This is a genomic window from Halomonas lysinitropha (genome assembly GCF_902500215.1).
GTDB lineage: Bacteria > Pseudomonadota > Gammaproteobacteria > Pseudomonadales > Halomonadaceae > Halomonas > Halomonas lysinitropha.
Map to the genome: position 1 here is coordinate 547349 of NZ_CABVOU010000027.1, position 24748 is coordinate 572096.

Below are 24748 nucleotides of genomic sequence, written 5' to 3' on the forward strand. Positions count from 1 at the left end.
GATGACAATGCAGGACGACACTTGCCTGAACCGCCTCTGGTCGAGCCTGGTATGGCCGATCCTCTGGCCGGTACTGCTCGCCCAGGCCGCCCTGGTGGTGCTCTGCCTAGCGGTCGGGGCTACGCTGTGGTTGTTGGTGCCCTCCCATGCCTCCTGGAGCGCCACCTTCTGGCTGCTGCTGGCGCTATTGCTGGGCAGCAGCCTGAATGTGGCGGTCTTCCTGACGCTGCTGCGCCAGCGACTGGGCGGCATCCAGCGTGACCTCAACGACGCCCTGATAGACATCGAGACCTGGCTGTCTGGCCAACATCGTCCCCAGGCCGGCGATGAACTACCGCTGCCTCAGCGCCTTAAGGCCCTGTCAGTCGCCTGCGAAGCTCTGGTCGAGGGATGGCGGCGGGAGCTTGAGGAGAGCCGAGCCGCGGAGCGACGCCTGGCCAGCGATCTTCAGGACCATCGAGGCCAGCTCGAGCGGCTGGAGGCTGGCCGGGCGCGGGCCCGAGAGGAGTCGCGCCTCAAGTCCGACTATCTTTCCCACCTGCAGCAGTCGCTCGGCCCGCTGATGAGTTCCCTGGCCGAGGCGCTGGATAGCGACGCCCTTCGCCAGTGCGGCGGCGAGCATGACCATGCAATACTCCTGGCGCTGCGCGAGCGCCTGGCCGATGCCGTGGTGCTGCTCGAGAATCTCGGCGAGTCCATCGACACGTCAGATGCCTCTATGCCACCGGTTCCTTCCGTGAAAGGGCGGGTACTGATCGTGGACGATGGCCCGGTGAATCTGACGCTGGCACGCCAGGTGCTGGAGCGCCAGGGGCTGGAGGTCGAGACGGCCACCAGCGGTGAGGAGGCCCTGTCTCGGCTGGAGGCTGGCTACTTCGATCTGGTGCTGATGGATATCTTCATGCCCGGCATGGATGGTGTGGAGGCCAGCCGTCACTGGCGCGAACGAGAGGCCGACGCGGCAACCAGCCAGCGCAGTATTCTGGTGGCGCTGACAGCCAACGCCGGCGACGAGGATCGCCAGCGTTTTCGCCAGGCCGGCATGGATGATTACCTGGCCAAGCCCTATCGCCCCCAGGCGCTGGTCGACCTGGTACGCCGCTGGTTGCCAGCCTTCCTGGAGCCCGGGCCGGCATGAATCCGCTGGCGGACTGTTTGACGGTTGTCTGGCATCATGGCAGCTCCTGTGCTTTGCCCCTACGCTGCGCACCCCCGTTGTCGACCTGCCGGCGGCGTTGGAGCTCGAGTTTTTTCCGATCGTTAAGTGACCCAAAGGCCTTTCATGCTGAGCTATCCCGATATCGACCCTGTGGCCATCTCCCTCGGTCCCTTCCAGGTCCACTGGTACGGCCTGATGTACGTCGTCGGTTTCGTTGCCGCCTTGCTCCTGGGGCGCCGGCGTGCCGAGCGCATCGGGCTGACCCGGGACGATATCGGTGACCTGATCTTCTACGCCGCCATTGGCGTGGTGGTGGGTGGCCGGCTCGGCTATGCGCTCTTTTACGGTATGTCCCAGTGGTTCGCTGACCCGCTGTGGATTTTCCGCGTATGGGATGGCGGCATGAGCTTTCATGGGGGCCTGGTCGGGGTGCTGTTCGCCGCGCTGTGGTTCGCCAGAAAGAAGGGGCTCGCCTTCTTCACGCTGACCGACTTCGTCGCACCGCTGGTCCCCATCGGCCTTGGGGCAGGCCGCATCGGCAACTTCATCAACCACGAGCTGCCCGGTCGCGTCACCGAGCTGCCCTGGGGCATGCCCTTTCCCGGCATGGGGCCAGAGCCGCGCCATCCCTCGTCCCTCTATGAGGCGTTTCTGGAAGGGGTGGTGCTCTTCGTGGTGCTGTGGTGGGTCTCGGCCCGGCCGCGCGCCCGCGGGCTGGTCTCCGGGCTCTTCCTTGCGCTCTACGGGCTGTTCCGCTTCCTGGTGGAGTTCGTGCGCCTGCCCGACGCCCACATCGGCTATCTGGCCTTCGGCTGGATCACCATGGGTATGCTGCTGACCCTGCCGATGATCGCCGCCGGCATCGCGCTGATCACCTGGTCACGCCGCCAGCCGGTGGATGCAAAGTTTTGACACATGGTCTAACCCGCCATGTCGGTGAGGGAAAGGGAGGTTGAGCGTGCGTCTTTCTGCCGAGCAAATCGTGATCATCAAGCAGACCGCGGCCGAGGTATTTGGCGATGAAGCGAATGTCAGAGTCTTCGGCTCCCGCCTGGATGATGACGCCAGGGGAGGGGACATCGATCTCCTGGTGGAAAGCCCTTGCGAGATCGAGGGCAAGGTGGACAAGATGTTGACCCTGACGGCTCGACTGCAGCTGCGTATCGGGGATCGGCCGATAGACATTCTGGTGATCGACCCCTCTACCGCCTTGAATCCCGTTCATCGCCATGCCATGCAGACAGGGCAACGGTTATGACACACGACAAGAAGCAGCTGCTGCCTATCGAGCGGTTTCTCTGGTCTCTGGATATCGTCGAGCGCGAGGGACGTCATCTCCGCTACAGCTGGGAGACGTTGTTTGGCAGCGGCAACGTTCTGGACAGTGACTGGGTCGCTGGCCTCGACCAGCACCCGGAGGAGGCCGTAAGGCTTGAGGCGTTCGTGTCGCGCTTTGGCCGCATGCAGGACACCATCGCCGACAAGTTGATTCCTCGCTGGCTGCAAAGCCTGGCGGAGCGTACCGGAAGCCAGATCGAAAACCTCGACCGTGCCGAGCGGCTGGGCGTCCTGGAAAGCACAGAAGAGTGGCTGGTGGCGCGCAAGCTCCGTAATCAGCTGATTCACGAATACATGCAAGACCCGGTTGCCTTCTCGGAAGCGCTGTATTCAGCCAGGCGCTTCTCGATGATGCTGATGGCGACCTATAACAACCTCCGGGATTATGCGGAACAGCGCATGTCGCTGGATTCCTCGCTGCCTGAACCGCTGGTGCTCCCGGATCAACATCATCAGTGAGTTCCTGTAGAATTCTCTACCCATTTATCAGCCATGATGCCGCCGTGACCGACGATACTCTGCCCGCCCTCGAACAGCCCTATCTCGACCTGATGCGCCAGGTGCTAGGCCGCGGCGTGGAGCGCGATGATCGCACCGGCGTTGGCACCCGCTCGCTGTTCGGCCACCAGATGCGCTTCGACCTCTCCCGCGGTTTCCCGCTGGTGACCACCAAGAAGCTGCACCTGCGCTCGATCATCCATGAGCTGCTGTGGTTCCTGGCCGGCGACACCAACATCGCCTACCTCAAGGAGAACGGGGTGCGCATCTGGGACGAGTGGGCCGATGAAAACGGCGACCTCGGCCCGGTCTATGGCTACCAGTGGCGCAGCTGGCCGGACCCCCGCGGCGGCCACGTCGACCAGATCGCCAAGGTGCTGGAGCAGATTCGCGAGAACCCGCGCTCGCGGCGGCTGATCGTCTCGGCCTGGAACCCGGCGCTGGTGGACGAGATGGCCCTGCCGCCGTGCCATTGCCTCTTCCAGTTCTACGTGGCAGAAGGGCGGCTCTCCTGCCAGCTCTACCAGCGCAGCGCCGATATCTTCCTGGGTGTACCCTTCAATATCGCCAGCTATGCACTGCTCACCCAGATGATCGCCCGGGTCTCGGGGCTCGAGCCCGGCGACTTCGTGCATACCCTGGGCGATGCCCATCTCTACCTGAACCATCTCGAGCAGGCCGAGGAGCAGCTCTCGCGCACGCCACGGGCCGCCCCGTGCCTGGTGCTTGATCCGGGCGTCGACGACCTCTTCGCTTTCCGCTTCGAGCATATCGCCATCGAGGGCTACGACCCGCATCCTCATATAAAGGCCGAGGTGGCGGTATGAGCGAGGCCAGGGACCTGACCGACGAGACCCTTGTTCCCGTGGCCATGATTGCCGCCATGGCTCGCAACCGGGTGATCGGCGTGGACAACCAGCTGCCCTGGTACCTGCCGGAGGACCTCAAGTTCTTCAAGCGCATGACCCAGGCCAAGCCGCTGGTGATGGGCCGCAAGACGTACCAGTCCATCGGCCGGGCCCTGCCCGGGCGGCTCAATATCGTGGTGACCCGCGATACCGGCTTCCAGGCTCAGGGCCTGCGGGTCTGCCACGACCTCGCATCCGCACTGAAGCTGGCCGACCAGCAGGCCACCATCGACGGCGTCGAGGAGATCATGGTGATGGGCGGCGCGCAGATCTACGCTCAGGCGCTGCCCTACGCCAGTCGGCTCTACCTTACCGAGGTCGATATCGAGGTGGAGGGTGACGCTCGTTTCCCCGAGCTCGACATGGCCGAGTGGGAGGAGGTGCAGCGTGTGCCCGGCGAGCCCGCCGAGGGGCAGCCGGCCTACCATTTCGTGCAGTATCGTCGATCTTCAGGCCATCGACGCTGAAGGCGTCGCCGGCCGGCGACATTTGTCACCACGCCACGCCTGGCACAGACTGAACCTAGCAATCACCGGGATGGCGCACCGCTGGAGGACCAGGACGTGATCGAGGAACGCTCAACCCGCCTGCTGGAACAGCTGGAGAGCCGCGCCGCGGCCTTGCTGGGCGTATTGCGGGAATCCCGCGTCCAGCAGAGTGCTTTGCATAGCCGGCTGGCCGAGCTGGAACGCCGTCGCGTCGAGCTTGAGGCCATCAATGCCGAGCTGGGCGCCGAGGCTCGCGAGGAGCAGGCCGCCCGGGAGGCCCTGGCGCTGCGCTGCGGCGAACTGGAAGCACGTCTCGTTGAACTGGAAGCCACCCGCCTGGAGCTCACCGAGGAGAACCGCGAGCTCGATGAGCAGAACCGCGAACTCGAGGCGCACAATCGTCGCCTTCTCGAGCGCGAGCCCGCTGAGGCCGGGACGCCACTCTTCCATCGCCAGTCGCGCCGTGCCCAGGGGCTCTCTGCACTGATCGGCCATCGCCCCAGACAGCCTGAAGCCGATGGCGTCGCTCCCGAGCAGCCCGGGACCCCGGTGTCGGAACCGGTTGCAGATGCCGCCGAGCCCGTTGCCGAACCGAACGTGCCAGCCGCGACCCCTCCCGAAACGGGGGCCCCTGGGGAGATTGCACCTGAAGAAGCGCCATCGCCCCAGGCACTGCTTGATCAGTGGTATCAGCGCTATTCCTCTACCTTCTTCAAGGGTCATACCCGGCCGCTCAAGGTCGGCATTCACGAGGAGCTGGCCGAGCGGGAATCCTGGGCCGAGAAGCTGGTGCGCCGGGCGCTGGCGTGCTACGTCAACCTGCCGCGGTATCTCAAGTCGGTGCGCGAGGGGGCTGAGCGCCTTGATCTGGCCGGTGAGCCGGCTGGCCGGGTGGATGCCGCGGCCGCCGAGCATGCCCGCAAGAAGCTCGAGCGCTTGCAGGCCGACCGCCGGCAGAAGGGGCGCCCGGTCCGGCAGCGTGGCAACAAGAAGTTGGATACCGCCAAGGACGGCAAGCCCTCGGCCGAAGTCCCCCGGCCCGACGCTGCCAGGGCGGCCGCTCCCCCCCCAAACCGGGCTCCCACCGCGGCCGAGGGTGCCGGACAAGACGCCCCTAGGGGCAGTGAACCCGCCACCCTGGAAGAGAAGCTTTCCGCTCTGCTTGCCAAACACAACCAGCGTTGACCTGCTGACTTGCTCTCGTCATATTCGCGGGGCATGATGAAACTGCTCATCGTGCCAGGTGTCTGATTCGCATGCCGGATCGCCATGGCAGGCCGAACGGGTATTGGGCTCGCCGGGATGGCGCCCGCATCGCAAGGGCAGGGGGAAGCGCCGAATAAGGAAGGTGCGCAGCGAAGGAAAACAGTGTTTTTTCTTGTTGCGTTCCCGTATATCCCGGTATAGAGTTCCTCTTGCGAGCATTGGACTATAACAAGGCTTTGCCGAGGTCTGGCTCGCGACCTGCCACCTCCCGGGAGGGAGCCCGCAGGCACGAGAACCGGCACCAAGACCGGCCAAGCCCGCTGACCCGCTCATCAAGAACGGGCAGCCACGATCGAAACAGCAAGCTAGTCAATAAGGAACCATCGCAATGAAAAAGACACTGTTAGCGACTGCTATCGCCGGTGCCCTGGCCGCTTCCGGCGCCCAGGCTGCCACCGTCTACAACGAAGACGGCACCAAGCTCGACATCTACGGCAATATCCAGATTGCCTACTACAACACTGATTCTGCTGTCTTCGACAACGAAGGCACACTCACAGGTACTGATTCCGCTGACCAAATCGCCGACAACGGTACTACCTTCGGCTTTGCCGCCGAGCACGTCATCTCCGACGGCTTGAGCGGCTACCTGAAGCTCGAGCTCGACGACATCAAGGCCGATGAAATGGCCACCGCCAATGATGCCAATGATTCGGGTGATACTGCCTACGTCGGCCTGAAGGGCAACTTCGGTGATGTTCGTCTCGGTTCCTACGACCAGCTGATCGACGACTGGATCCAGGATCCGATCACCAACAACGAAGGCTTCGACGTCTCCGACTCCACCACTGCTCATGGTGACGGCGGCAATCAGCAGACCGACAAGGTGACCTACACCTCGCCGTCCTTCAGCGGCATGCAGTTCGCCGTGGGTACTCAGTACAAGGGTGATTCCGAGTCTGAGAACCTTGAGGACTCCGGCAACGCTTCCTTCTTTGGTGGCGCCAAGTACACCGCCGGTGCCTTCTCCATTGCCGCTGTCTACGACAACCTGGATAACGTCCAGTACATCGACGGCAATGGTGATGTCGATAGCGTAGGCGACCAGTACGGCGTGACCGCCCAGTACACCGTTGATACCCTGCGCGTGTCCGCCAAGGTCGAGCGCTTCGATTCCGACATCTCTGGTAGCGACAGCACCAATTTCTACGGCCTGGGTGCTCGCTACGGCTACGGCAATGGCGATATCTACGCGGCCTACCAGTATATCGACGTGGGCGCCGGCACCTTCCTCTCCGAGCTGGACGAGATCATCCAGGACGAGCAGGATCGTGACGAGACCTACAACGAGGTCATTCTCGGCGCCAACTACAGCATCTCCGATGCCATGTATGTCTGGTCCGAAGTGGCTTGGTACGATCGCGAAGGTGACGATGGCGACGGCGTCGGCGTCGGCGTGACCTACCTGTTCTAAATTCTCTGGCAGGGCAGCCCTGCTTGATGAATGGAACACCGAAAGCCGATCCTCAGGGGTCGGCTTTTTCATTGTCTGATGCGAGGTTCCATGAAACAGCCGATTTTCACTGCCAGCCTGGTAGCGCTGGGCCTGTCCTTCGGCAGCGCCGCGGCGCTGGCCAGCGAAATGGAAGAGCGTTTCCGTGAAGAAGGCAAGCAGCTCGACCTTACCGGCTTCCTGCAGTCCGAGAACGATGCCCGCAGCCGCAGCTTTCTCTACGGTAGCCCCCATGAGCATGACTTCACGGTCAACGAGTCCGGTAACTACCTGTTCGAGAGCCGCGTGCCGGGTGGGTTTTCCGAAGACTACCGCGTAGCCGCGGTGCTGCTTGACGACCAGGGACAAGAGATCGCGCGTGGCGAGGCACTGGGACAGAACGGCGGGCTGGCCATGCGGCAGCGCCTGCAGCCGGGTGACTACACGCTACGCGTGGAGGGCCGCAAATACGGCACTCGCAGCAGGGCAGGCAGCAGCTTCTATATCACCGTCACTGGCCTGGATGACCAGGGCCGTCGCGTGGAAGATGGCGTCAGCGATGGTCAGGGGTTTGCCTTCATCGGTAACGGCCGTGAGGGCAGTCGCAGCGTCTTTGTGCGCGGCGATGACGACGTGGCGACCCTTGGCGCCTCGAGGGGGAAAGCGACTGCGGGTGCCGCAGCGGCGACCGCAGACGCCAGCAGTGCATCGCCAGAGGTCGCGGAAACCGCTGGCCAGGCGGCGCAAGCCCCGGCAACCCAAGAGGCCAAAGGATCGCCGCGCAGTTTCGAGACCATTGTCACTGACGTCAAGATTCGGGCGAGCGGTGAGGTGCTGACCTTCGAGGTCGCCGAGCCGGGCACCATTGCCATCACCACCTCGACCTACCCCAGTGGCTATGAAGATACCTACCGGATCGAGCTCGAGGTGCTGGACGAGAACGGCCGTGTGGTGGCAGAAGGCTCCGGTGAGGGCTTCGACGGCGATGTCGACATGACGACCGAACTGTCGCCCGGTCGCTACCGCCTTCGCGTGCAGGGCCAGAAGTTCGGCTCATCCATGTCGGGCGTCAACAACTATGAACTCAGGGTGCAGCAGTTGAATCGTCGGTAACCCTTCCTAGCGCCACGATATGACAAGGCCCCCAGTGCATCTGCACCGGGGGCCATTATTGTCAAACAACGTGTGCCTAATGAACGTTAGGCATCCTGGTCGTCCAGCATCATCTGGATCATTTCCTCCAGCTGTTCGACTTTCTGCTCGAGCGCCTCGACTTCACCTTCCTGCTCCGCCGTCTGGACATATTCTTCGTTGATCTTTTGCATGTGCTCTTCGACTGCCTGGGAATCCATGGCCAGGGCGGAACCGGCCATCATCAGGCTGGCGAGCAGGCTAGCGGTCAGAAGCTTCATGTTCATGGCGACACCTCTTGAACTTGTGGGAGAAACAGACCTGACGTCAGGTCACGTTTCTTGGTGTCATGAGATCGCTCAGGCTTACACGGCGCTGTGAATTTGTTGTTTTGCAGAGGGAGCCAGCAAGTTTCAGTGGGGGCTCCGTCTTCCTTTCCTCTGAAGCTAGGTCTTGGCCATACACCACGAAAAAGCCCCGGTCGTGTGGCCGGGGTGCAAGGATCGAACAGGCAGTTGCTTGTGCTGTAAAGCGTTATCGCAATGATGGCGGGAGCTGGCCCCGCCATCGGGTCGGGTATTAGAAGCTGTACATCACCATGCCCTGCAGGCGCACGGCATCGCCGTCGGCGCCATCGTGGGTTTCACGAGTATGGTAACCGGCCTCGACGCCGTAGCTGACGCGAGCAACAGGTGACCAGATGTAGTTGAGATAGATGCTTTCGACCTTGTCGGTGGAGGTGGTCGACAGCGCACCCTCGTCGACACCGTCATCCAGATCTGCCGTGGCAACTCCGTAACCCAGATTGACGTTGCCGGAGCCTGCCGCCACGCTCGCGCCGAAGGTACCGCCCGTGCCCTCGATGCCTTCCACATCGCCGTTATTATCAATATAGCCGGCTCGACCCGGTGAGCCGTACATGTAGCCACCCAGGCCGTCACCATGAGTGAGGGCACCGCGGATCGTGACACCATCAGCGACTTCGGCGCTGGCTTCCAGATTGATCCCCCAGGCAAACGCGTTTTCATCGTCGTCACGAGCGGTATTGTAGTATTCAATCTGGCGCATGACGGCAGAGGCGCCGTAGTTCACATTGCCGGCATCGGCATGGTAGCGCAGCGTCAGGTCGGGCAGGCTGCTCTTAACATCATCATCGACGTTGATACGGTTATCCATGTCGATATTGCTGCCGATGGTGCCCGGATCCTCCAGCGCTACCGAGAAGCCACCGGTGGTATAGCGCAGCTGGGATTGACGCCCGATGTTGCCCTGTCCCACTTGACCCAGGAAATCAATGGTCGGCGTCATGCCGATAAAGCCGCCGAAGTTGGTCCATGTCTGGCCTGCCAGAATGCCGTTCCACTCGCCAAAGGCATGACGAAGGCGGAAGGTGTCGTTACCCGAACCGTAGAAGTCACCTTCAATGGTGGTGTTGAGGGTGCTGCCGCTCATTGGGGTGGAAGTCTTGAAGCCGATGCGGCTCTGCTTGGCATGGAAATCAGTATGTCCATCAGGACCGTCGACGCCATCCAGGCGGATGGCGCTGTGAGCAACTGTGTTACCCATGTCGGCATCGACGTCATGGATGATGTCCAGTTTGACATAGCCATAGACGCTGGCAGTGGTGTCGCCTACCTCGAAATCGTATGCGTGCGAAGCGCTGGCTACGGCCAGGGCCAGGGCGCTGGCGGAGAAGATGGCGGTCTGCTTGAGACGATTTTGAATTGTCACTTGCTGTTCCTTTCGATGCGCGACTGCCCCTGCGGGAGGCAGATCGATTTATTGTGATGACCTTGACGTAAACGTCAGGCACTCGTGCGGCATAAATCTTACGTTGACGTCAGGTGCTAACATAGCGACCTCGATGAATTGTGACAATTGCACGATGTACCGATTGCGACAAAAGGATGAGAAATTTTTCTGTAAGGTCCGCTGGCACTATTCTTTCTTCCCGGCACCCGGGTTGCTGACCGACGCTCATTGCACGGCCGAGGGGTTCTGGAAGCGGATCGCTGTCATAGCCCTTATCAGCGACGATGAAGCGGCTGCGCTTGAGCGGTCTGCCTACGGGACCAGGCAGGTGGACGTGCTCCATGGTCGGGATGAAGTGCCGGTTATCCGAGTCCTGTCCCGGCGACAAGGTGAAGGTCAGCGGCCATCCATTTCGATCAGACACCATGTGGGTCTTGGTTGTCAGGCCGCCTCTGCTGCGGCCCAGGGCATGGTCTACGGGCTCTTGGTATCCCCCTTTTTGCCGCCTCCAGAGGCGGCACGGGTAGCGCGGATCGATGTCGAATCGATCATCCAGGTGTCCAGATCCATCGGGCCATCCTCTCGCAAGCGGAGCTGGAGATGAGCCAAGATGGCCTCGAAGGTGCCATCATCGCGCCACGAAGGAAGCGATCTTAGACAGTTTTCCAGGGACCGTAGCGCTCTGGGAGATCACGCCACTTGGCGCCCGAGCAGAGGATCCAGAAGATGCCGTTCAACACCAGGCGGTCATCGCGACGGGGCGGCCTGTCCTCTGCGGCGGTGAGACGATGTCCTCGATGAGGGCCCAGCCGTTGTCGGAGATCTCGTAGCGTCCTGCCATGGGTCACCTATGCTGCTGAGGCATAGGTGATATTAGAAAATTCGAGTTTTCGGGCAAAGCCTAGCGCTTGATCCGCATGCTGGCGTAGGAAGGTTCACCCCATGCTTGCTTGAGGGCGGCCTTGGCACTAGAGACAGGCCCCTGCGCGAGCGGGTCGAAGGCGGCGGACTTCAACAGGACATCCGCGTCCTTCGTGGCAGGGATTGGCGAGAGGTCCATGGTGCCGCTGCCCAGACGCTCGTCCCGGGGCGGCATACCGAATAACTCGCGGTAGCACTTGGAGAAATGCGGCGTGGAGACAAAGCCGCAGACAGAGGCCACATCAATGATGGAGCAGGAGGTCTGTTTGAGAAGCTGACGGGCGCGTGTCAGACGCAGCTTGAGGTAGTAGCGCGACGGCGCGCAGTGCAGATGGTTATGGAACAACCGCTCGAGCTGGCGACGCGACAGGTCGACATAGCCGGCCAGTTCGTCGAGACCGATGGGCTCCTCGAGATTGGCCTCCATCAGGGCGACGATATCCAGCAGCTTGGGCTGGGTCGTGCCCAGTACATGCTTGAGCGGCACTCGCTGATGGTCGCTCTCGCCGCGCACCCGATCGCAGATGAACATCTCCGAGATGCCGGCGGCAAGCTCTCGCCCATGATGACGGCCGATCAGGGTGAGCACCATGTCCAACGGTACGGTGCCGCCGGAGCAAGTGGCCCGGTCGCGGTCGATGGAGAACAGCTGTGGCGTCAGTATTACCCGCGGAAAGGCCTCCTGCATGGCTGCCAGGCACTCCCAGTGAACGCTCGCCTCATAGCCATCGAGCAGGCCCGCCTTGGCCAGCGCCCAGCTGCCGGTACAGATGGCACCCAGATGTCGCGGGAGGCGGGCCTGGGACTGCAGCCAGGCGATATGCTCGCGCTGAACGCTGCGGCTCGGACCGACCCCGCCACAGACGATGACCATGTCGAGACTCAATGGCACCGAGACAGCAACATCGGGAGTGACCTGCAGGCCGTCGCTGGCCTTGATCGGTTGACCATCGATGCCAAGGGTGTACCAGCGGTAGAGTTCACGCCCGGCCAGCTGGTTGGCCATGCGAAGCGGTTCGATGGCCGTGGCCAGGGAAATGAGGGTGAAGTTGTCCAGCAGGAGAAATCCGAAGGTCCGGGTTCCGTCAGGGGCATGGGGATCTTGTTGCATTGCTCTCGCTCCCAACCCCAACGTCTCTCGGGGTCGTTGTCGCATGAGCTGGAATTATTGTTGTTATCGTCTGCATCAAGGCAGCTTCGGGACAAATCGCGAGGAAGCGTCTCTGTTTCCCTCCCACACAACCGGAGTCTAGACGGAAAACACAATCATCAACGACATAATTCATGACTAATCATATTGAAAAAAGTTCCTGACAATGCGACTGATGGGAAATGACGCTGGATAGTGTTGCTGGGCAAAATCAGGAGTGCTCATCGGCATGTCCAGCGCGTTGAGCTCGTTGGAGGGGGCGATCACTGAGTCGTTTTGATCATCCGAAGCCAGGCCAGCGCCAATGCCGATTAAGCCCGCCGCCGCACCTCCACAAAGGAAGAAAGCTAGGAAGGGGTGCCCATCGAGCAGTAACCGACCGCCAAGGACAATGAAGATGAACCACCCTAGGAAAATCGAAAAGTAGCCGAGGAGTTTCACTCTGGTCCCCCATGCTGGGATGAATTGCGGGCTGCCTTTGATTGTAGTCCACCCGGTCAAGCGCCGGGCTAGTCTTCTCCGCCTGGGGGTTATGTGTCATCACGGCGTTATTCATTAGCAGTCGCCGGGGCGTGGCCACCGGGGCGCCCAGTTGATGGGCTGGCGTCTTGACGTGGAAAAGTGGGCGGACCGGGGTCCATAGCTTGCAGAGTGTGGGGGCGTGCGTGGGGGCGGAAGCCGTTTTACAGCATGTTCGCGCTTGTCGGGTTTCTTCAAGCCATTGATTTTCCTGGTGCCCCCATCAGGATTCGAACCTGAGACCTTCCCCTTAGGAGGGGGACGCTCTATCCAGCTGAGCTATGGGGGCGTAACGGGGCGCAGTATAAGCGCCTGAACCGCCGAGATAAACCCGCGGTGGGCCGGAGGCGCGCCTCCGATCATGAGTCTGCTGTGATTCCCGGGTAGAATGCGCGGCAAACCCGTGACCGGTGGCCGGCATGTCTGAATCTGTTCCCCCCCTCTCGCCGGCTGGTGACCGTCATTTCGACGGACTGGCCGACAAGTTTGCCTCGAGCCTCTACGGCGGGGCCCGCGGCGAGCTGCGCCTGGCCTTGCTCGACCACCTGCTCCCCGAGATGCTCGACCTCCACCGTCAGCCGCTGCTCGACGTGGGGGGCGGCCTGGGTCAGCAGGCTGAGTGGTTCGCCGCGCGCGGCCACGCCGTGACCCTGGCCGAGCCCGCCGGTGACATGCTCGACCGGGCGCGTGAGCGTCTCACAGGCCATGAGGTGAGCCTGCTGCAGGCGCCGCTCCAGGCGTTACCCGAGCTGGCGCCAGGGCCCTGGTCGCTTATCGTCTGTCATGCCGTGCTGGAGTGGCTGGCGGATCCGCGCGGAGCCCTGGCCACCCTGGTCGGCCTGCTGGCGCCCGGGGGGCAGCTCTCACTGATGGTGTTCAACCGGGATGCCCTCAGGCTCTCCAACGTGGTCAAGGGCAACCTGGAGAAGGCCCTGGCCGACCGGCTTGAGGGCAAGGGGCTGCGCAAGCGGTTGACGCCGATCTCGCCGCTGACCCATGGCCAGATCGAGGCCTGGAGTGCCGAGAATGGCCTGGTAATCCGCGAGGTGGCGGGCATTCGGGTCTTCGCCGACTACCTGCGCAACCCCCCGGATGACGATACCGACCGTGAGCAACTGCTGGCACTGGAGCAGCGCTACTGCCGCGTCGATCCCCATTGGCGGCTGGGCCGCTACCTGCTCTATACCCTGGAGCGCCCCATTCGCTTCTCCGAGGAGGCCGCCCTATGAGTGCCGAAATCCCCGTTTGTCAGCTGCTGGAGCGTCAGGGTACCGACTACCGCGGCTGGCTCTGGGTGGCGCCACCCCGTGCCGGCTGGCGGGCGGCGGGGGAGGGGAGCCTGCTCTCCGCGGATCAGGCCGTGCTCGCGGCCTGGCGGGCCCGGGGGAGGGCGGCTCACTCGCCCTTCGAGGGTGTCGAGCCGGCCCCGCCCGGGGCGGTGCTGTTCTGGCCCAAGAGCCATGCCCTGGGGGAGTGGTGGCTGCTGTGGCTCTGTGCCCACCTGCCGCCGGGGACGCCGCTGCAGCTGGTGGGCGAGAACCAGGGCGGTATCAAGCGGGTCCTCAAGGCGCTGGCAGCCCTGGGGCTGGGGTGTCGCAAGCTGGACAGCGCTCGCCGCTGCGGCCTCTATGCGACCCGCCTGGACCGGGTGGGTATCGATCCGGACGCCGTCTGGACCGCCTTTGAGGCCGATCTGGGAGACGAGAGTCTGCGTCTGGTCAGCCATCCGGGCGTCTTTGGCCACGGCAAGCTGGACGAGGGCACCCGGCGGCTGCTGGAGCAGTTGCCGGCATACCTGCAGAAGGATCATGCGGGGAGCGGCGATGTTTTGGGCGATGTTCTGGATATCGGCTGCGGCGACGGCATCCTGGCGGCCTGGTTGGCCCGGCACGGTGGGCGGGTTACGGCGGCGGATGTGAGCCACTTTGCAGTGGAGGCCACTCGGCGCACCCTGTCGGCCAACCGTCTCAACGGTGAGGTCCTGGCGGGCGATGTCTACTCGGCACTGGGAGGGCGTCGCTTCGACGCCATCGTCAGCAACCCGCCCTTCCATCAGGAACGGGCGATCGACTATGGCCCGGCGGGGCGACTGATCCTCGAAGCTCCCGACCACCTGAGGCCCGGGGGCCAGCTGCTGCTGGTGGCCAACGCCTTCCTGCCCTATCCGGACCTGCTGGAGCGTGCCTTTGGCGCCTTCGAGGTGCTGGCCGACGACCGGCGCTTCCGGGTCTATCGGTCCGTAAAGGGCTGATCAGGCCCGCGGATCGCGATAGGCGATCTCGGTGATCACGTAGGTGGTTTCGCCCCCCGGGGCGGCCACCGTCACCTCGTCGTCCAGTGCCCGGCCGAGCAGGGCCTTCGCCAGCGGCGCGTCGACGCTGATCCAGCGTTTCGTCGTGTCGGTCTCGTCGTGGCCGACCAGGCGGATGTGCATCTCCTCGCCTTCCTCGTCCTCCAGGGTGACGAAGGCGCCGAAGAAGACCTTGCCGGTGTCCTCCGGCAGACGGTCCACCACCGTGAGCTCGTCGAGGCGCTTGGTCAGGTAGCGGATGCGGGCGATGACCCGGTTGAGCTCCTTCTTGTTGTAGGTGTAGTCGGCATTCTCACTGCGGTCGCCCAGTGCCGCCGCCTCGCCCACCTTGGTGGAGAGGGCGGGGCGCTTGACCCGCGAGAGGTGGTCGAGGATGCCGCGCAGCCGCTCGGCTCCCTCGGCGGTGATCAGGTTGCTCTTGGGTTCCTGGCGCGGGTCCTTGGCGGGGTCTCGCCAGCGCGTCATGTTGCGGCCTTTCATGGCGTTCCTCGCAGTCTTGTGTCTGGGCGAACATACGCCGCGCGAGCGATGCAGCCAAGTCGGTGTGTGGCTGGGCAAGCGAGCGTCAACGCGTCTGCGGTTGGCATTCTCCGCCCGGGTCACGATAATAGTGGCTTTGTGCGATCCGGAGACCGGCATGAGCGAGAAACGCCCGCCCGCGGACGAACAGGATCTGGCCCTCCCGTCGCCCTTCACGGTTGCCGACGTGGATCTTGCCGAGCGTCGCTGCCTGCACCAGGGCTTCTTTCGGCTTGAGGAGCTTCATCTGCGTCATCGCCTCTTCGAGGGCGGCTGGAGCGGCAGGGTGGTGCGCGAGGTGCATCATCGGCACGATGCCGTGGGGGTGCTGCTCTACGACATCGAGCGTGACGCCGTGGTGTTGGTCGAACAGTTTCGCCCCGGTGCTCTCGACGACCCCGACTCTCCCTGGAAAGTGGAGGTGGTGGCCGGGCTGGTCAAGCCCGGCGAGAGTGTCGCCGAGGTGGCGCGCCGCGAGACCCTGGAGGAGGCCGGTTGCGATGTGGGTGAGCTGATCGAGTTGCACACCTACTACCCAAGCCCCGGGGCCTGCGACGAGCGGGTTACCCTGTTCTGTGGCCTGGTCGACAGCCGTGGTCTCGGCGGGGTGCATGGACTCGACGAAGAACACGAGGACATCCGCGTGCATGTGCTACCGTTTATCCGAGCCTGGGAGTTGCTGCAGGCCGGTCGACTCGACAATGCCATGAGCCTGATCGCCTTCTACTGGCTGGCCGGTGAACGCGCATCGTTGCGAGCGAGGAGGTAGCGTGCCGAGAAATGCCTATGTCACCGACCTGAAGACGCTACAGGGCGAGTGTACCGCCAACTTCATCCGGCTGACCCGGCTGCTGGGCGACCTGGAGGTCGGCGAGACCCGTGAGGTCGAGCTGGTCACTCATGGTCGGCGGGTGGGCGAACTGTGCCTCAAGCTCCAGGAGCGGGCCCCTTACACCAGTATTGTGCGGGTCTCCCAGCGCGGCATCCTCGATTCGCTGATCGAAACCCCGCGCATGCGGGTGCATCTTTACCACGATGTGCGCATGGCCGAGGTCACCGATTTCCAGCGCCAGCGTCACTTCGACGGCCGCTATCGCTATCCCAACTCGAGCATGCACCAGCCCGACGAAAAGCTGCAGCTCAACCGTTTTCTCGGCGAGTGGCTGGACCATGGTCTGGCTCATGGCCACTCCCTGGATCTGCCCCAACTGCCCTGATGAAGAAAGCTTCCCTGGTGAAGAAAGCCCCGCTGACGCGATTGGCTCAGATCACCGACTTCCACCTGCAGGCCGATCCCGAGGCTCGCGGTCGGTCGGGCTCTCCGCTGCGTCAGCTGGAGGCCGTGGTAGCGGCGGTGAATCGGCAGCGGCCGTCGCTGGTGCTGGTCACCGGTGACATCAGCCAGGATGAAACGGCAGCCTCCTACCGGCTGGCGGAGCACGCGCTGTCACGTCTCGAAGCGCCCTGGTACTGGCTACCCGGCAACCACGACCAGCCGGCGCTGATGGAAGAGTGCCGTGAGCTTCACGATGAGGTGGACCTGGGCCGCTGGCGGGTGCTGCTGCTGGATACCCACGTCAGCGGTCAGCCGCACGGCGAGTTGGGCGAGGCGGCCCTGGCCACCCTGGACGAGCGTCTGGCGACCGACGACCGGCCGACCCTGCTGGCGATGCACCATCCGCCCCTGCCCGTCGGCACGGCCTGGCTCGACGAGATCGGCCTGGTTGACGGCGAGGCCTTCTGGCGTGTGGTTGCTCCCCATTGCCAGGTCAAGGCGGTGATCTTCGGCCATGTCCACCAGTCCTTTCACGCTGTTCAGGTCCTGGCCGACGGTGAGGTGCTGGCGTATGGCTGCCCCTCCACCGTTGACCCTTTCCTGCCCGGCTCGGCGACCTTTGCCCTCGACGAGGCCTCGCGCCCGGGCTATCGCCTTATCGAGCTCAGTGATATTGAACTGGAGACCTGGGTGGAGCGCGTCGACATCCGAGTGCTGAATAGCCAAAGTTGATATAAAAAGATAGTTATTAATTCTTTTGGGTTATTATGTGTCCGGCGTTACTCTGTCCCGCATGATCTCAACCGCCCAACGTCATGCGAGGTAGCCGGGCCATGAGCAGTCTTCACGCACCGTCACGCGAGAGCGCCGTCGAGGCCGGCCTGGCCCCGTCGCCCGAGCGGCAGACTCATCTCCAGCAGCTCGAGGCCGAGTCGATCCATATCATTCGCGAGGTGGCCGCGGAGTTTTCCAATCCGGTGATGCTCTATTCCATCGGCAAGGACTCCTCGGTGATGCTGCATCTGGCGCGCAAGGCCTTCTATCCCGGGCCGCCGCCTTTCCCGCTGATGCACATCAATACCACCTGGAAGTTCCGCGAGATGATCGAGTTCCGTGATCGCATGGCCGCGGACTCCGGCATGGAACTGATCGAGCACATCAACGAGGAGGGGCGTGCCGCCGGTATCAACCCCTTCGATCATGGCTCGAGCGGTTACACCGATGTCATGAAGACCGCCGCCCTGAAGCAGGCGCTGGACAAGTATGGCTTCGATGCCGCCTTCGGCGGAGCGCGCCGCGACGAGGAGGCGAGCCGCGCCAAGGAGCGGGTGTTCTCCTTTCGCGACAAGCACCACCGCTGGGATCCCAAGAATCAGCGGCCGGAGCTATGGAATCTCTACAACGCCCGCATCAACAAGGGCGAGTCGATCCGCGCCTTCCCGCTCTCCAACTGGACCGAGCTGGATATCTGGCAGTACATCCACCTCGAGGGCATCCCCATCGTGCCCCTCTACTACGCCGCGCCGCGGCCGGTGGTCGAGCGCGACGGCATGCTGGTGATGGTTGACGATGAGCGGATGCCGCTCGCCGAGGGCGAGGTGCCCGAGGAGAAGTGGGTGCGCTTCCGCACCCTGGGCTGCTACCCGCTGACCGGCGCAGTGGAGTCGCGGGCGGACACCCTGCCCGAGATCATCCAGGAGATGCTGTTGACGCGCACCAGTGAGCGCAGCGGCCGCGCCATCGACCACGACCAGGCCGGTTCCATGGAGAAGAAGAAGCGCGAGGGCTATTTCTGATGTCACACCAATCGACCCTGATCGCTGACAACATCGAGCAGTACCTGCACGAGCACGAGAACAAGGACCTGCTGCGCTTCATTACCTGCGGCAGCGTCGACGATGGCAAGTCGACCCTGATCGGGCGCCTGCTGCACGACTCCAAGATGATCTTCGATGATCAGTTGGCGGCGATCACCCAGGCCTCGAAGAAGAGCGGCACCACCGGAGAAACGGTGGATCTGGCACTGCTGGTGGATGGCCTGCAGTCCGAGCGGGAGCAGGGCATCACCATCGACGTGGCCTACCGCTTCTTCTCCACCGACAAGCGCAAGTTCATCATCGCCGACACCCCGGGCCACGAACAGTACACGCGCAACATGGCGACCGGCGCCTCCACGGCGAGCCTGGCGATCATTCTGATCGATGCCCGTTACGGTGTGCAGACCCAGACCCGCCGGCACAGCTTTATCGCCGACCTGCTGGGCATCCAGCACCTGGTGATCGCGGTCAACAAGATGGACCTGGTGGGCTTCGACCAGGCGCGCTTCGACGAGATCGTCGCCGACTACCGGGTCTTCGCCGAACAGCTTGCCGCACCGGACATCCACTTCGTGCCGCTCTCGGCGCTCGAGGGCGACAACGTGGTCAACCGCAGCGAGCGCATGCCCTGGTACTCAGTCGATGGAGAACCCGGCCCGCCGCTGCTCGAGCTGCTGGAGGGCATCGAGATCAGTCGCGATCGCAACCTGAGTGACCTGCGTCTGCCGGTGCAATACGTCAACCGCCCCGACCTGGATTTCCGCGGCTATGCCGGCACCCTCGAGGCCGGCATCCTGCGGCCGGGCCAGGCCATCAAGGTCTTGCCCTCCGGGCGGACCTCGACGGTCGAGCGCATTGTCACCTTCGATGGCGACCTGGAAGCCGCCTGGCCGGGGCAGGCGATCACCGTGACCCTGGCGGACGAGATCGACATCTCCCGGGGCGACTGGATCGTGGCTGCCGACGCCGAGGTGGCCATGGCCGATGCCTTCGAGGCCGACATCGTCTGGATGCATGACGAGCCGCTCGCTCCCGGTCGCCAGGTCGATATCCGCCTGGCCGGGCGCTCCGTGTCGGGGCAGGTCGGCGAGATCCTCCATCAGGTGGACGTCAACAGCCTGGCGCGCCACCCGGCCGAGCGCCTCGAGCTCAACGCCATTGCCCGCTGCCGGGTCGAGCTCACCGCCGAGGTGCCGCTGGATGACTATGGCACGAGCCCGGGCACCGGCAGCTTCATCGTCATCGACCGGCTCAGCAACGTCACGGTGGGCGCGGGGATGATCCGCGGCGTGGCCCGTGCGGGTGACCGCCCGACTGGCGAGGTGGACTGGGCCGGCTTCGAGCTGGAGCTCAACGCCCTGGTGCGCAAGTACTTCCCCCACTGGGAAGCCAGGGATCTTCGCGAGCTGTTGCGGTAATCCCTTTTGATTGCCCCGATATGGGGCTCCGGGGACAGGTCTTCGAGGGGGCGCTGTGAATACCTCCCTGTACGCTACCGATGCCATCCATGGCATAGGACCCCCTCTACGAACTGTCCCCGGGTAAGCCCCGTCTGACTTGATCCCGAAAGAACCATGCTCTGGTAGGGTAGGTCTAATGACCTGACCTCACCCCGGAGCCTGCCCCGATGATCGTCCTGGCAATCGCCCTGCTGCTGGCCCTCTTCCTGCTGCCCAACCTCTGGGCGAAGTGGGTGCTGGCGCGTCACGCTCGGGGGCGAGAGGAGTATCCCGGGACCGGGGGCGAACTGGCGGACCACCTGGTTCGGCGTCTCGGGCTCGAGGGTGTCAGGGTGGAGATGACCGACCATGGCGACCACTATGACCCTGAGACGCGCCGTGTGCGGCTTTCCCCGGACCACTACCGGGGCCGTTCGCTCACCGCGGTGACGGTGGCGGCCCACGAGGTGGGCCATGCCATTCAGCACCACCAGGGCTATGCGCCGCTGCTGGCTCGTTCGCGGCTGGTGGGGGTGGCGCAGAAGGCCGAGAAGATCGGGGCGCTGCTGATGATGGCTGCTCCCTTCCTGTTCGTGTTGACCCGCCTGCCGGGCGGCCTGGCCATCGTGGTGGCCGCCGCGGTGATCAGCTTCGGCACCGCGGCCCTGGTGCACCTGGTGACACTGCCGGTGGAGTTCGATGCCAGCTTCCAGCGCGCCCTGCCGCTGCTCAAGGAGTACATCCCGCCCCGTGACATGGCCGGTGCCCGCCATGTGCTCACCGCCTGCGCCTTCACCTATGTGGCGGCGTCACTTTCCAGCATTCTCAACCTGGGGCGCTGGCTGGTGATCTTGCGGCGTTGAGAATTATCCGCAACTGGCTGAACCGCTCGGCCAGTTGTGATCCGAAACCAGCAAAGCCGCCAGGAAGAGCGGCTTTGCTGACGTTGCCTTTTGTCTGGCCCCGGGGGAGTGGCTGCCTCAGGCCTTCCGGATCATGCGGTACAGGGCGAGCAGCACCAGGGCACCCACGATGGCGGTGATAAAGCTGCCCAGGCTGAAGTCGCCCATGGTGCCCATGCCGAACATCGAGCCCAGCCAACCGCCCACGAAGGCGCCGCCGATGCCGATCAGGATGGTGACGATGATGCCTCCGGGATCCTTGCCGGGCATGACCAGCTTGGCAAGGACGCCGGCGATCAGGCCGAACAGAATCCATGCTAGAACACCCATGTTGTTCTCCTTGCTTGTCGGTATCGAGCGCCGAGTCTGACATACCTCTTTCCAGAACGCTCTATGCACGCTTGGCCATGACCACTGCCCGCCGCGGGGCGGGGTAGCCTTCGCGGGTCCGGCTCGGGTTGTCCGGGTCGAGGAAGTCGACGAGCGACTGGAAGGTCATCCACTCGGTGGCGCGCTGCTCGTCCGTGGTGGTCACCGCCTCGTCCACCACGCGTACGTTGGTGAAGCCGCAGCGCTCGAGCCATTGGCAGAGCGCTCTGGATGAAGGCAGGAAGTAGACATTGGGCATGGCGGCGTAACGGCTGCCGGGCAGCAGTACCGTGGTCTCGTCGCCTTCCACCACCAGCGTCTCCAGCACCAGTTCGCCGCCCGGGCGCAGGGCTTCCTTGAGCTGCTGGATATGCTCGAGGGGCGAGGGGCGGTGATAGAGCACGCCCATGGAGAACACCGTATCGAAGAAGGCGAGTTGCTCGGGGACTTCCTCGATGCCCACCGGCAGGAAGTGGGTGCGGCCGCCGTCGGCATCGCCGATAAAGTGGCGCACCGCCCGGAACTGCCAGAAGAAGCGCGGCGAGGGATCGATCACCAGCACGAAGGCTGCCCCGGCACCGGCCATGCGCCAGGCGTGATAGCCGTTGCCGCCTCCCACGTCCAGCACCCGGCGCCCGCCCAGCGGCGCCAGGTGCGGTGCCACCCGCCGCCATTTCCAGTCCGAGCGCCACTCGGTGTCGATCGGCACGCCGCCGAGCCGGTAGGGCCCCTTGCGCCAGGGCGCGAGCTTGCCCAGCAGGTTCTCGCACTGGCGGCGCCGGCTGTCATCGAGCTTCACCTCGACCGCGACGGTATCGGCGTCCAGACGCACCTCGCGCTCATCCGGCAGCGTCGGAAGCTTGGCCACGGCCTTCTCCCAGGCCGGCATATCACCAAAACGCTGGCGATCCAGGCCGCGGGCCAGCTGGTCGGGGAGGCGGGCCAGCCAGGTGTCCAGCCCCTGGTCGATAAAGGCCCTGTAGAGGTCGCGGTGTTCGGGCGCGATCGGCATGTCACGCCTCCTGGGACGTCGGGGCGCCGGCGTCCTTGAAGGCGATCAACGACACGAAGTTGAGGAGCTGAAACCAGGTGTGAGCGCGGGAGAAGCCGGCCCGGGCCAAGCGCTCGTGGTGGCCCGCCAGGGTGTCCGGGATCAGCACGTTCTCCAGCGCGGTGCGTTTCTGGCTGATCTCCATCTCGCTGTAGCCGTTGGCGCGCTTGAAGTCGTGATAGCGCTCTACCAGCCAGGCATTCTCCTGTTCGTCTGAGGCCTTGATCTTCTCCGAGAGCACCAGCACGCCACCCGGTTCCAGGGCCTGGAACAGTCGGCTGATCACCGCGTCGCGCTCCCCGGGTTCCAGAAACTGGAGGGTGAAGTTGAGCACGATCATGCCGGCCGGGGCGACATCCAGGGTGCGGATATCGCCCTCGCGCACCTCCATGGCGTGGTCGGGGCACTCCGCGTCCAGGGTCTCCCTGGCGCGAGCCACCATGGCGGGGGAGAGGTCCACGCCGGTGTAGCGGAAGGCGCTCGGGGGCAGCGTCCCGGCCAGCGCCAGGCCAGCGGCGCCCAGCGAGCAGCCGAGGTCATAGACCCGCGCGCCATGGCGCAGGTGGCGGGCGGCGATCAGCCCCAGCATGCCCAGTATCTGGCCATAGCCCGGCACCGAGCGGCGGATCATGTCGGGAAAGCAGGCGACGACCTTCTCATCGAACGAAAAGCGTGCCACCCGGTCCAGGGGTGTCGAAAAGATCGCGTCACGGTAAGATGCGTCACTCATGGAACCGACCGGTTATCGTGGGAAAGGGGCATTATTCTACGCCGCGCCCGCGCCGGCTGCACGACAGGACGTCCAGGAGGACGCCATGCCACACCCCACGATCGACCAGTGCAAGGCCTGGCAGGCCTTGGCCGAGCACGCCCGCGAGATGTGCGACTGTCACCTGTCTGAGCTGTTCGCCGGTGCGCCGGGGCGCCACACGGCCTTCACTCGCCAGGCCGCGGGCCTGACCCTGGACCTCTCCAAGCAGCGCTGGCGTGACGAGACCCTGGAACGGCTGCTCGACCTGGCTCGTGAGGCCGAGGTGCCCGGGGCGATTCGCGGCCTGCTCGCCGGTGAGCGCGTCAACCGTAGCGAGGACCGGCCGGCCCTGCATACCGCGTTGAGGCTGCCGCCGGAGGCCAGCCTGGTAGTGGAGGGCGAGGACCTGGTGCCCTCGGTGCACGCCACTCTCGAGCGCATGGCCACCATGGTCGAGCGCTTCCATGCCGGGCAGTGGCGTGGCGCCACCGGCCGGGCGATCCGCGACGTGGTCAACCTGGGGGTCGGTGGCTCGGACCTGGGGCCGCTGATGGTGACCCATGCTCTGGCCGACTACCGACCGGAGGGGGTTCACCGCATCGACGTGCACTTCGCCTCGACCATGGACGGCTCCCAACTGGCCGATTATCTGGCAAGGCTCAATCCCGAGACCACGCTGTTCGTGCTCTCGTCGAAGTCCTTCACCACCATCGATACTCTCTCCAATGCCCGCACTGCACGGGATTGGCTGATGGGTCGTCTGATGGGTGTCAACGGCGAGGAGGGCGTCGACGCCGAATTGGTGATGCGCCAGCACTTCATCGGCGTCTCGGCGAGCCCCGACAAGATGCACGAGTGGGGCATCGCCGAGGACCACCAGCTGGAATTCTGGGAGTGGGTAGGCGGCCGCTATTCGCTGTGGGGGGCCATCGGCCTGCCCATCGCCCTCATGGTGGGCATGCAGCACTTCCGCGAGCTGCTGGCCGGGGCGCATGCCATGGACTGCCACTTCAGTGAGGCACCGCTGTCCGACAACCTGCCGGTGCTGCTGGCCCTGGCGGGCATCTGGAACGTCAACTTCCTCGATATCCGCGCCCACTCGATCCTGCCCTACGACGGCCGCCTGGAGTTCTTCGCCGCCTACCTCGAGCAGCTGGAGATGGAATCCAACGGCAAATCCGTGACCCACGACGGGCGCGAGGTCGGTTATTCCACCTGCCCGGTACTCTGGGGCCAGCTCGGGCCCAATGCCCAGCATGCCTTCTACCAGCTGCTTCACCAGGGGACTCAGGCCGTGGAGTGTGACTTCATTGCTCCCCTGCGCCGCTACGACGAAGTGGAGGATAGTGCCACCCGGGCGCACTTGAAGAGCCAGCATCGCCTGGCGCTGGCCAACTGCTTCGCCCAGTCGCGGGTGCTGATGCTCGGCGACGAGGCTATCGACGACGACGGCCCGCGTCCGGTGCACAAGCGCTATCGTGGCAACCAACCCTCCAGTACCCTGCTCCTCGAACGGATGACGCCGTCGACCCTGGGTGCGCTGATCGCGCTCTACGAGCACAAGGTGTTCGTTCAGGCGAAAATCTGGGACATCAACCCCTTCGACCAGTGGGGCGTGGAGCTGGGCAAGGAGATCGCCGGTGAGACCCGGCGGATTCTCGAGCACCAGGCGGACATCGCCGGCATGGACGATTCTACCCGAGGGCTGATCGAGGCCGTCTGGGCGGCGGAGCGAAGCCCACGATGATACT

General features: G+C 64.1%; 26 protein-coding genes, 1 tRNA gene and 1 pseudogene. 18 read left to right on the plus strand and 10 right to left on the minus strand.

Annotated elements, in window-relative coordinates; translation table 11 throughout:
• Positions 1-7: 7 nt before the first annotated feature.
• From HALO32_RS07030 to HALO32_RS07070, 9 genes are all read left to right on the plus strand, one after another.
• A complete protein-coding gene (locus HALO32_RS07030) occupies positions 8-1138 on the plus strand; it encodes a response regulator (RefSeq protein WP_151443047.1) in 1131 nt (376 codons plus the stop codon).
• A 144-nt stretch (positions 1139-1282) separates the two neighbouring features.
• Positions 1283-2071, plus strand: coding sequence for a prolipoprotein diacylglyceryl transferase (gene lgt, locus HALO32_RS07035; RefSeq protein WP_151443048.1), 789 nt, complete (start codon positions 1283-1285; stop codon positions 2069-2071).
• A gap of 46 nt (positions 2072-2117) precedes the next feature.
• The gene (locus HALO32_RS07040) at positions 2118-2417 is read left to right on the plus strand and encodes a nucleotidyltransferase domain-containing protein (RefSeq protein ID WP_151443049.1); all 300 of its coding nucleotides are present in this window, start codon (positions 2118-2120) and stop codon (positions 2415-2417) included.
• Positions 2414-2956, plus strand: coding sequence for a hypothetical protein (locus HALO32_RS07045; RefSeq protein WP_151443050.1), 543 nt, complete (start codon positions 2414-2416; stop codon positions 2954-2956). The genes HALO32_RS07040 and HALO32_RS07045 overlap by 4 nt, the downstream gene beginning before the upstream one ends.
• Positions 2957-3048: 92 nt before the next feature.
• Entirely contained in the window at positions 3049-3822 is a 774-nt protein-coding gene (locus HALO32_RS07050; protein WP_233279909.1) for a thymidylate synthase, read from the plus strand.
• Complete coding sequence (locus HALO32_RS07055; protein ID WP_151443052.1) at positions 3819-4370, plus strand: dihydrofolate reductase; 552 nt, start codon at positions 3819-3821, stop codon at positions 4368-4370. Before HALO32_RS07050 ends, HALO32_RS07055 begins: the two co-directional genes overlap by 4 nt.
• A 96-nt stretch (positions 4371-4466) precedes the next feature.
• Complete coding sequence (locus HALO32_RS18105; protein WP_225809807.1) at positions 4467-5576, plus strand: ProQ/FINO family protein; 1110 nt, start codon at positions 4467-4469, stop codon at positions 5574-5576.
• Between the two features lie 409 nt (positions 5577-5985).
• The gene (locus HALO32_RS07065) at positions 5986-7071 is read left to right on the plus strand and encodes a porin (RefSeq protein WP_151443053.1); all 1086 of its coding nucleotides are present in this window, start codon (positions 5986-5988) and stop codon (positions 7069-7071) included.
• A gap of 90 nt (positions 7072-7161) precedes the next feature.
• Positions 7162-8202, plus strand: coding sequence for a hypothetical protein (locus HALO32_RS07070; protein WP_151443054.1), 1041 nt, complete (start codon positions 7162-7164; stop codon positions 8200-8202).
• A gap of 86 nt (positions 8203-8288) precedes the next feature.
• Here the strand turns inward: HALO32_RS07070 and HALO32_RS07075 are convergent, their stop codons facing one another.
• The 6 genes and pseudogenes from HALO32_RS07075 to HALO32_RS07105 form a co-directional block, all read right to left on the minus strand.
• Positions 8289-8507 carry a hypothetical protein gene (locus HALO32_RS07075; RefSeq protein WP_151443055.1) on the minus strand — a complete coding sequence of 73 codons (219 nt, stop codon included), beginning with the start codon at positions 8505-8507 and terminating at the stop codon, positions 8289-8291.
• A gap of 292 nt (positions 8508-8799) precedes the next feature.
• Complete coding sequence (locus HALO32_RS07080) at positions 8800-9951, minus strand: DcaP family trimeric outer membrane transporter (protein ID WP_151443056.1); 1152 nt, start codon at positions 9949-9951, stop codon at positions 8800-8802.
• Positions 9952-10222: 271 nt separating this feature from the next.
• Positions 10223-10813, minus strand: a pseudogene (locus HALO32_RS18110) (IS5 family transposase); the annotation flags it as partial.
• Positions 10814-10873: 60 nt separating this feature from the next.
• Positions 10874-12004 (minus strand): choline metabolism transcriptional regulator GbdR, encoded by a 1131-nt coding sequence (gene gbdR, locus HALO32_RS07095; protein ID WP_151443059.1) that lies wholly within the window; start codon positions 12002-12004, stop codon positions 10874-10876.
• 177 nt (positions 12005-12181) lie between these two features.
• Positions 12182-12484 (minus strand): hypothetical protein, encoded by a 303-nt coding sequence (locus HALO32_RS07100; RefSeq protein WP_151443060.1) that lies wholly within the window; start codon positions 12482-12484, stop codon positions 12182-12184.
• Between the two features lie 290 nt (positions 12485-12774).
• Positions 12775-12851: transfer RNA gene (locus HALO32_RS07105), tRNA-Arg, on the minus strand.
• 130 nt (positions 12852-12981) lie between these two features.
• On the opposite strand from HALO32_RS07105, the gene HALO32_RS07110 reads away from it, so the two are divergent.
• A complete protein-coding gene (locus tag HALO32_RS07110; RefSeq protein ID WP_151443061.1) occupies positions 12982-13791 on the plus strand; it encodes a methyltransferase domain-containing protein in 810 nt (269 codons plus the stop codon).
• Complete coding sequence (locus HALO32_RS07115; protein ID WP_151443062.1) at positions 13788-14813, plus strand: class I SAM-dependent methyltransferase; 1026 nt, start codon at positions 13788-13790, stop codon at positions 14811-14813. Before HALO32_RS07110 ends, HALO32_RS07115 begins: the two co-directional genes overlap by 4 nt.
• Here HALO32_RS07115 and greB read toward each other — a convergent pair whose 3' ends face one another.
• The gene (gene greB, locus HALO32_RS07120) at positions 14814-15353 is read right to left on the minus strand and encodes a transcription elongation factor GreB (protein ID WP_151443063.1); all 540 of its coding nucleotides are present in this window, start codon (positions 15351-15353) and stop codon (positions 14814-14816) included.
• 157 nt (positions 15354-15510) lie between these two features.
• Between greB and HALO32_RS07125 the strand changes: the two genes are divergently transcribed.
• The 6 genes from HALO32_RS07125 to HALO32_RS07150 all read left to right on the plus strand — a co-directional run bounded on the left by HALO32_RS07125 (position 15511) and on the right by HALO32_RS07150 (position 20787).
• On the plus strand, positions 15511-16161 hold the full coding sequence (locus tag HALO32_RS07125) for an NUDIX domain-containing protein (protein ID WP_151443064.1): 651 nt from the start codon (positions 15511-15513) through the stop codon (positions 16159-16161).
• Between the two features lies 1 nt (position 16162).
• Complete coding sequence (locus HALO32_RS07130) at positions 16163-16609, plus strand: DUF1249 domain-containing protein (protein ID WP_151443065.1); 447 nt, start codon at positions 16163-16165, stop codon at positions 16607-16609.
• 17 nt (positions 16610-16626) lie between these two features.
• On the plus strand, positions 16627-17400 hold the full coding sequence (locus HALO32_RS07135) for a phosphodiesterase (protein WP_325063452.1): 774 nt from the start codon (positions 16627-16629) through the stop codon (positions 17398-17400).
• 101 nt (positions 17401-17501) lie between these two features.
• Positions 17502-18464 carry a sulfate adenylyltransferase subunit CysD gene (gene cysD, locus HALO32_RS07140; RefSeq protein ID WP_151443067.1) on the plus strand — a complete coding sequence of 321 codons (963 nt, stop codon included), beginning with the start codon at positions 17502-17504 and terminating at the stop codon, positions 18462-18464.
• On the plus strand, positions 18464-19903 hold the full coding sequence (cysN, locus tag HALO32_RS07145; protein WP_151443068.1) for a sulfate adenylyltransferase subunit CysN: 1440 nt from the start codon (positions 18464-18466) through the stop codon (positions 19901-19903). Before cysD ends, cysN begins: the two co-directional genes overlap by 1 nt.
• Positions 19904-20112: 209 nt before the next feature.
• Positions 20113-20787, plus strand: a complete 675-nt coding sequence (locus HALO32_RS07150; RefSeq protein WP_151443069.1) for a zinc metallopeptidase — start codon at positions 20113-20115, stop codon at positions 20785-20787.
• 117 nt (positions 20788-20904) lie between these two features.
• Here the strand turns inward: HALO32_RS07150 and HALO32_RS07155 are convergent, their stop codons facing one another.
• The 3 genes from HALO32_RS07155 to cmoA form a co-directional block, all read right to left on the minus strand.
• Positions 20905-21156 carry a GlsB/YeaQ/YmgE family stress response membrane protein gene (locus HALO32_RS07155; RefSeq protein ID WP_151443070.1) on the minus strand — a complete coding sequence of 84 codons (252 nt, stop codon included), beginning with the start codon at positions 21154-21156 and terminating at the stop codon, positions 20905-20907.
• A gap of 61 nt (positions 21157-21217) precedes the next feature.
• On the minus strand, positions 21218-22207 hold the full coding sequence (gene cmoB, locus HALO32_RS07160) for a tRNA 5-methoxyuridine(34)/uridine 5-oxyacetic acid(34) synthase CmoB (RefSeq protein ID WP_151443071.1): 990 nt from the start codon (positions 22205-22207) through the stop codon (positions 21218-21220).
• A gap of 1 nt (position 22208) precedes the next feature.
• Positions 22209-22976 carry a carboxy-S-adenosyl-L-methionine synthase CmoA gene (cmoA, locus tag HALO32_RS07165; protein ID WP_151443072.1) on the minus strand — a complete coding sequence of 256 codons (768 nt, stop codon included), beginning with the start codon at positions 22974-22976 and terminating at the stop codon, positions 22209-22211.
• Between the two features lie 85 nt (positions 22977-23061).
• Here cmoA and pgi point away from each other — a divergent pair, with 85 nt between their 5' ends.
• Entirely contained in the window at positions 23062-24744 is a 1683-nt protein-coding gene (gene pgi / locus HALO32_RS07170; protein ID WP_151443073.1) for a glucose-6-phosphate isomerase, read from the plus strand.
• Positions 24745-24748: the final 4 nt, after the last annotated feature.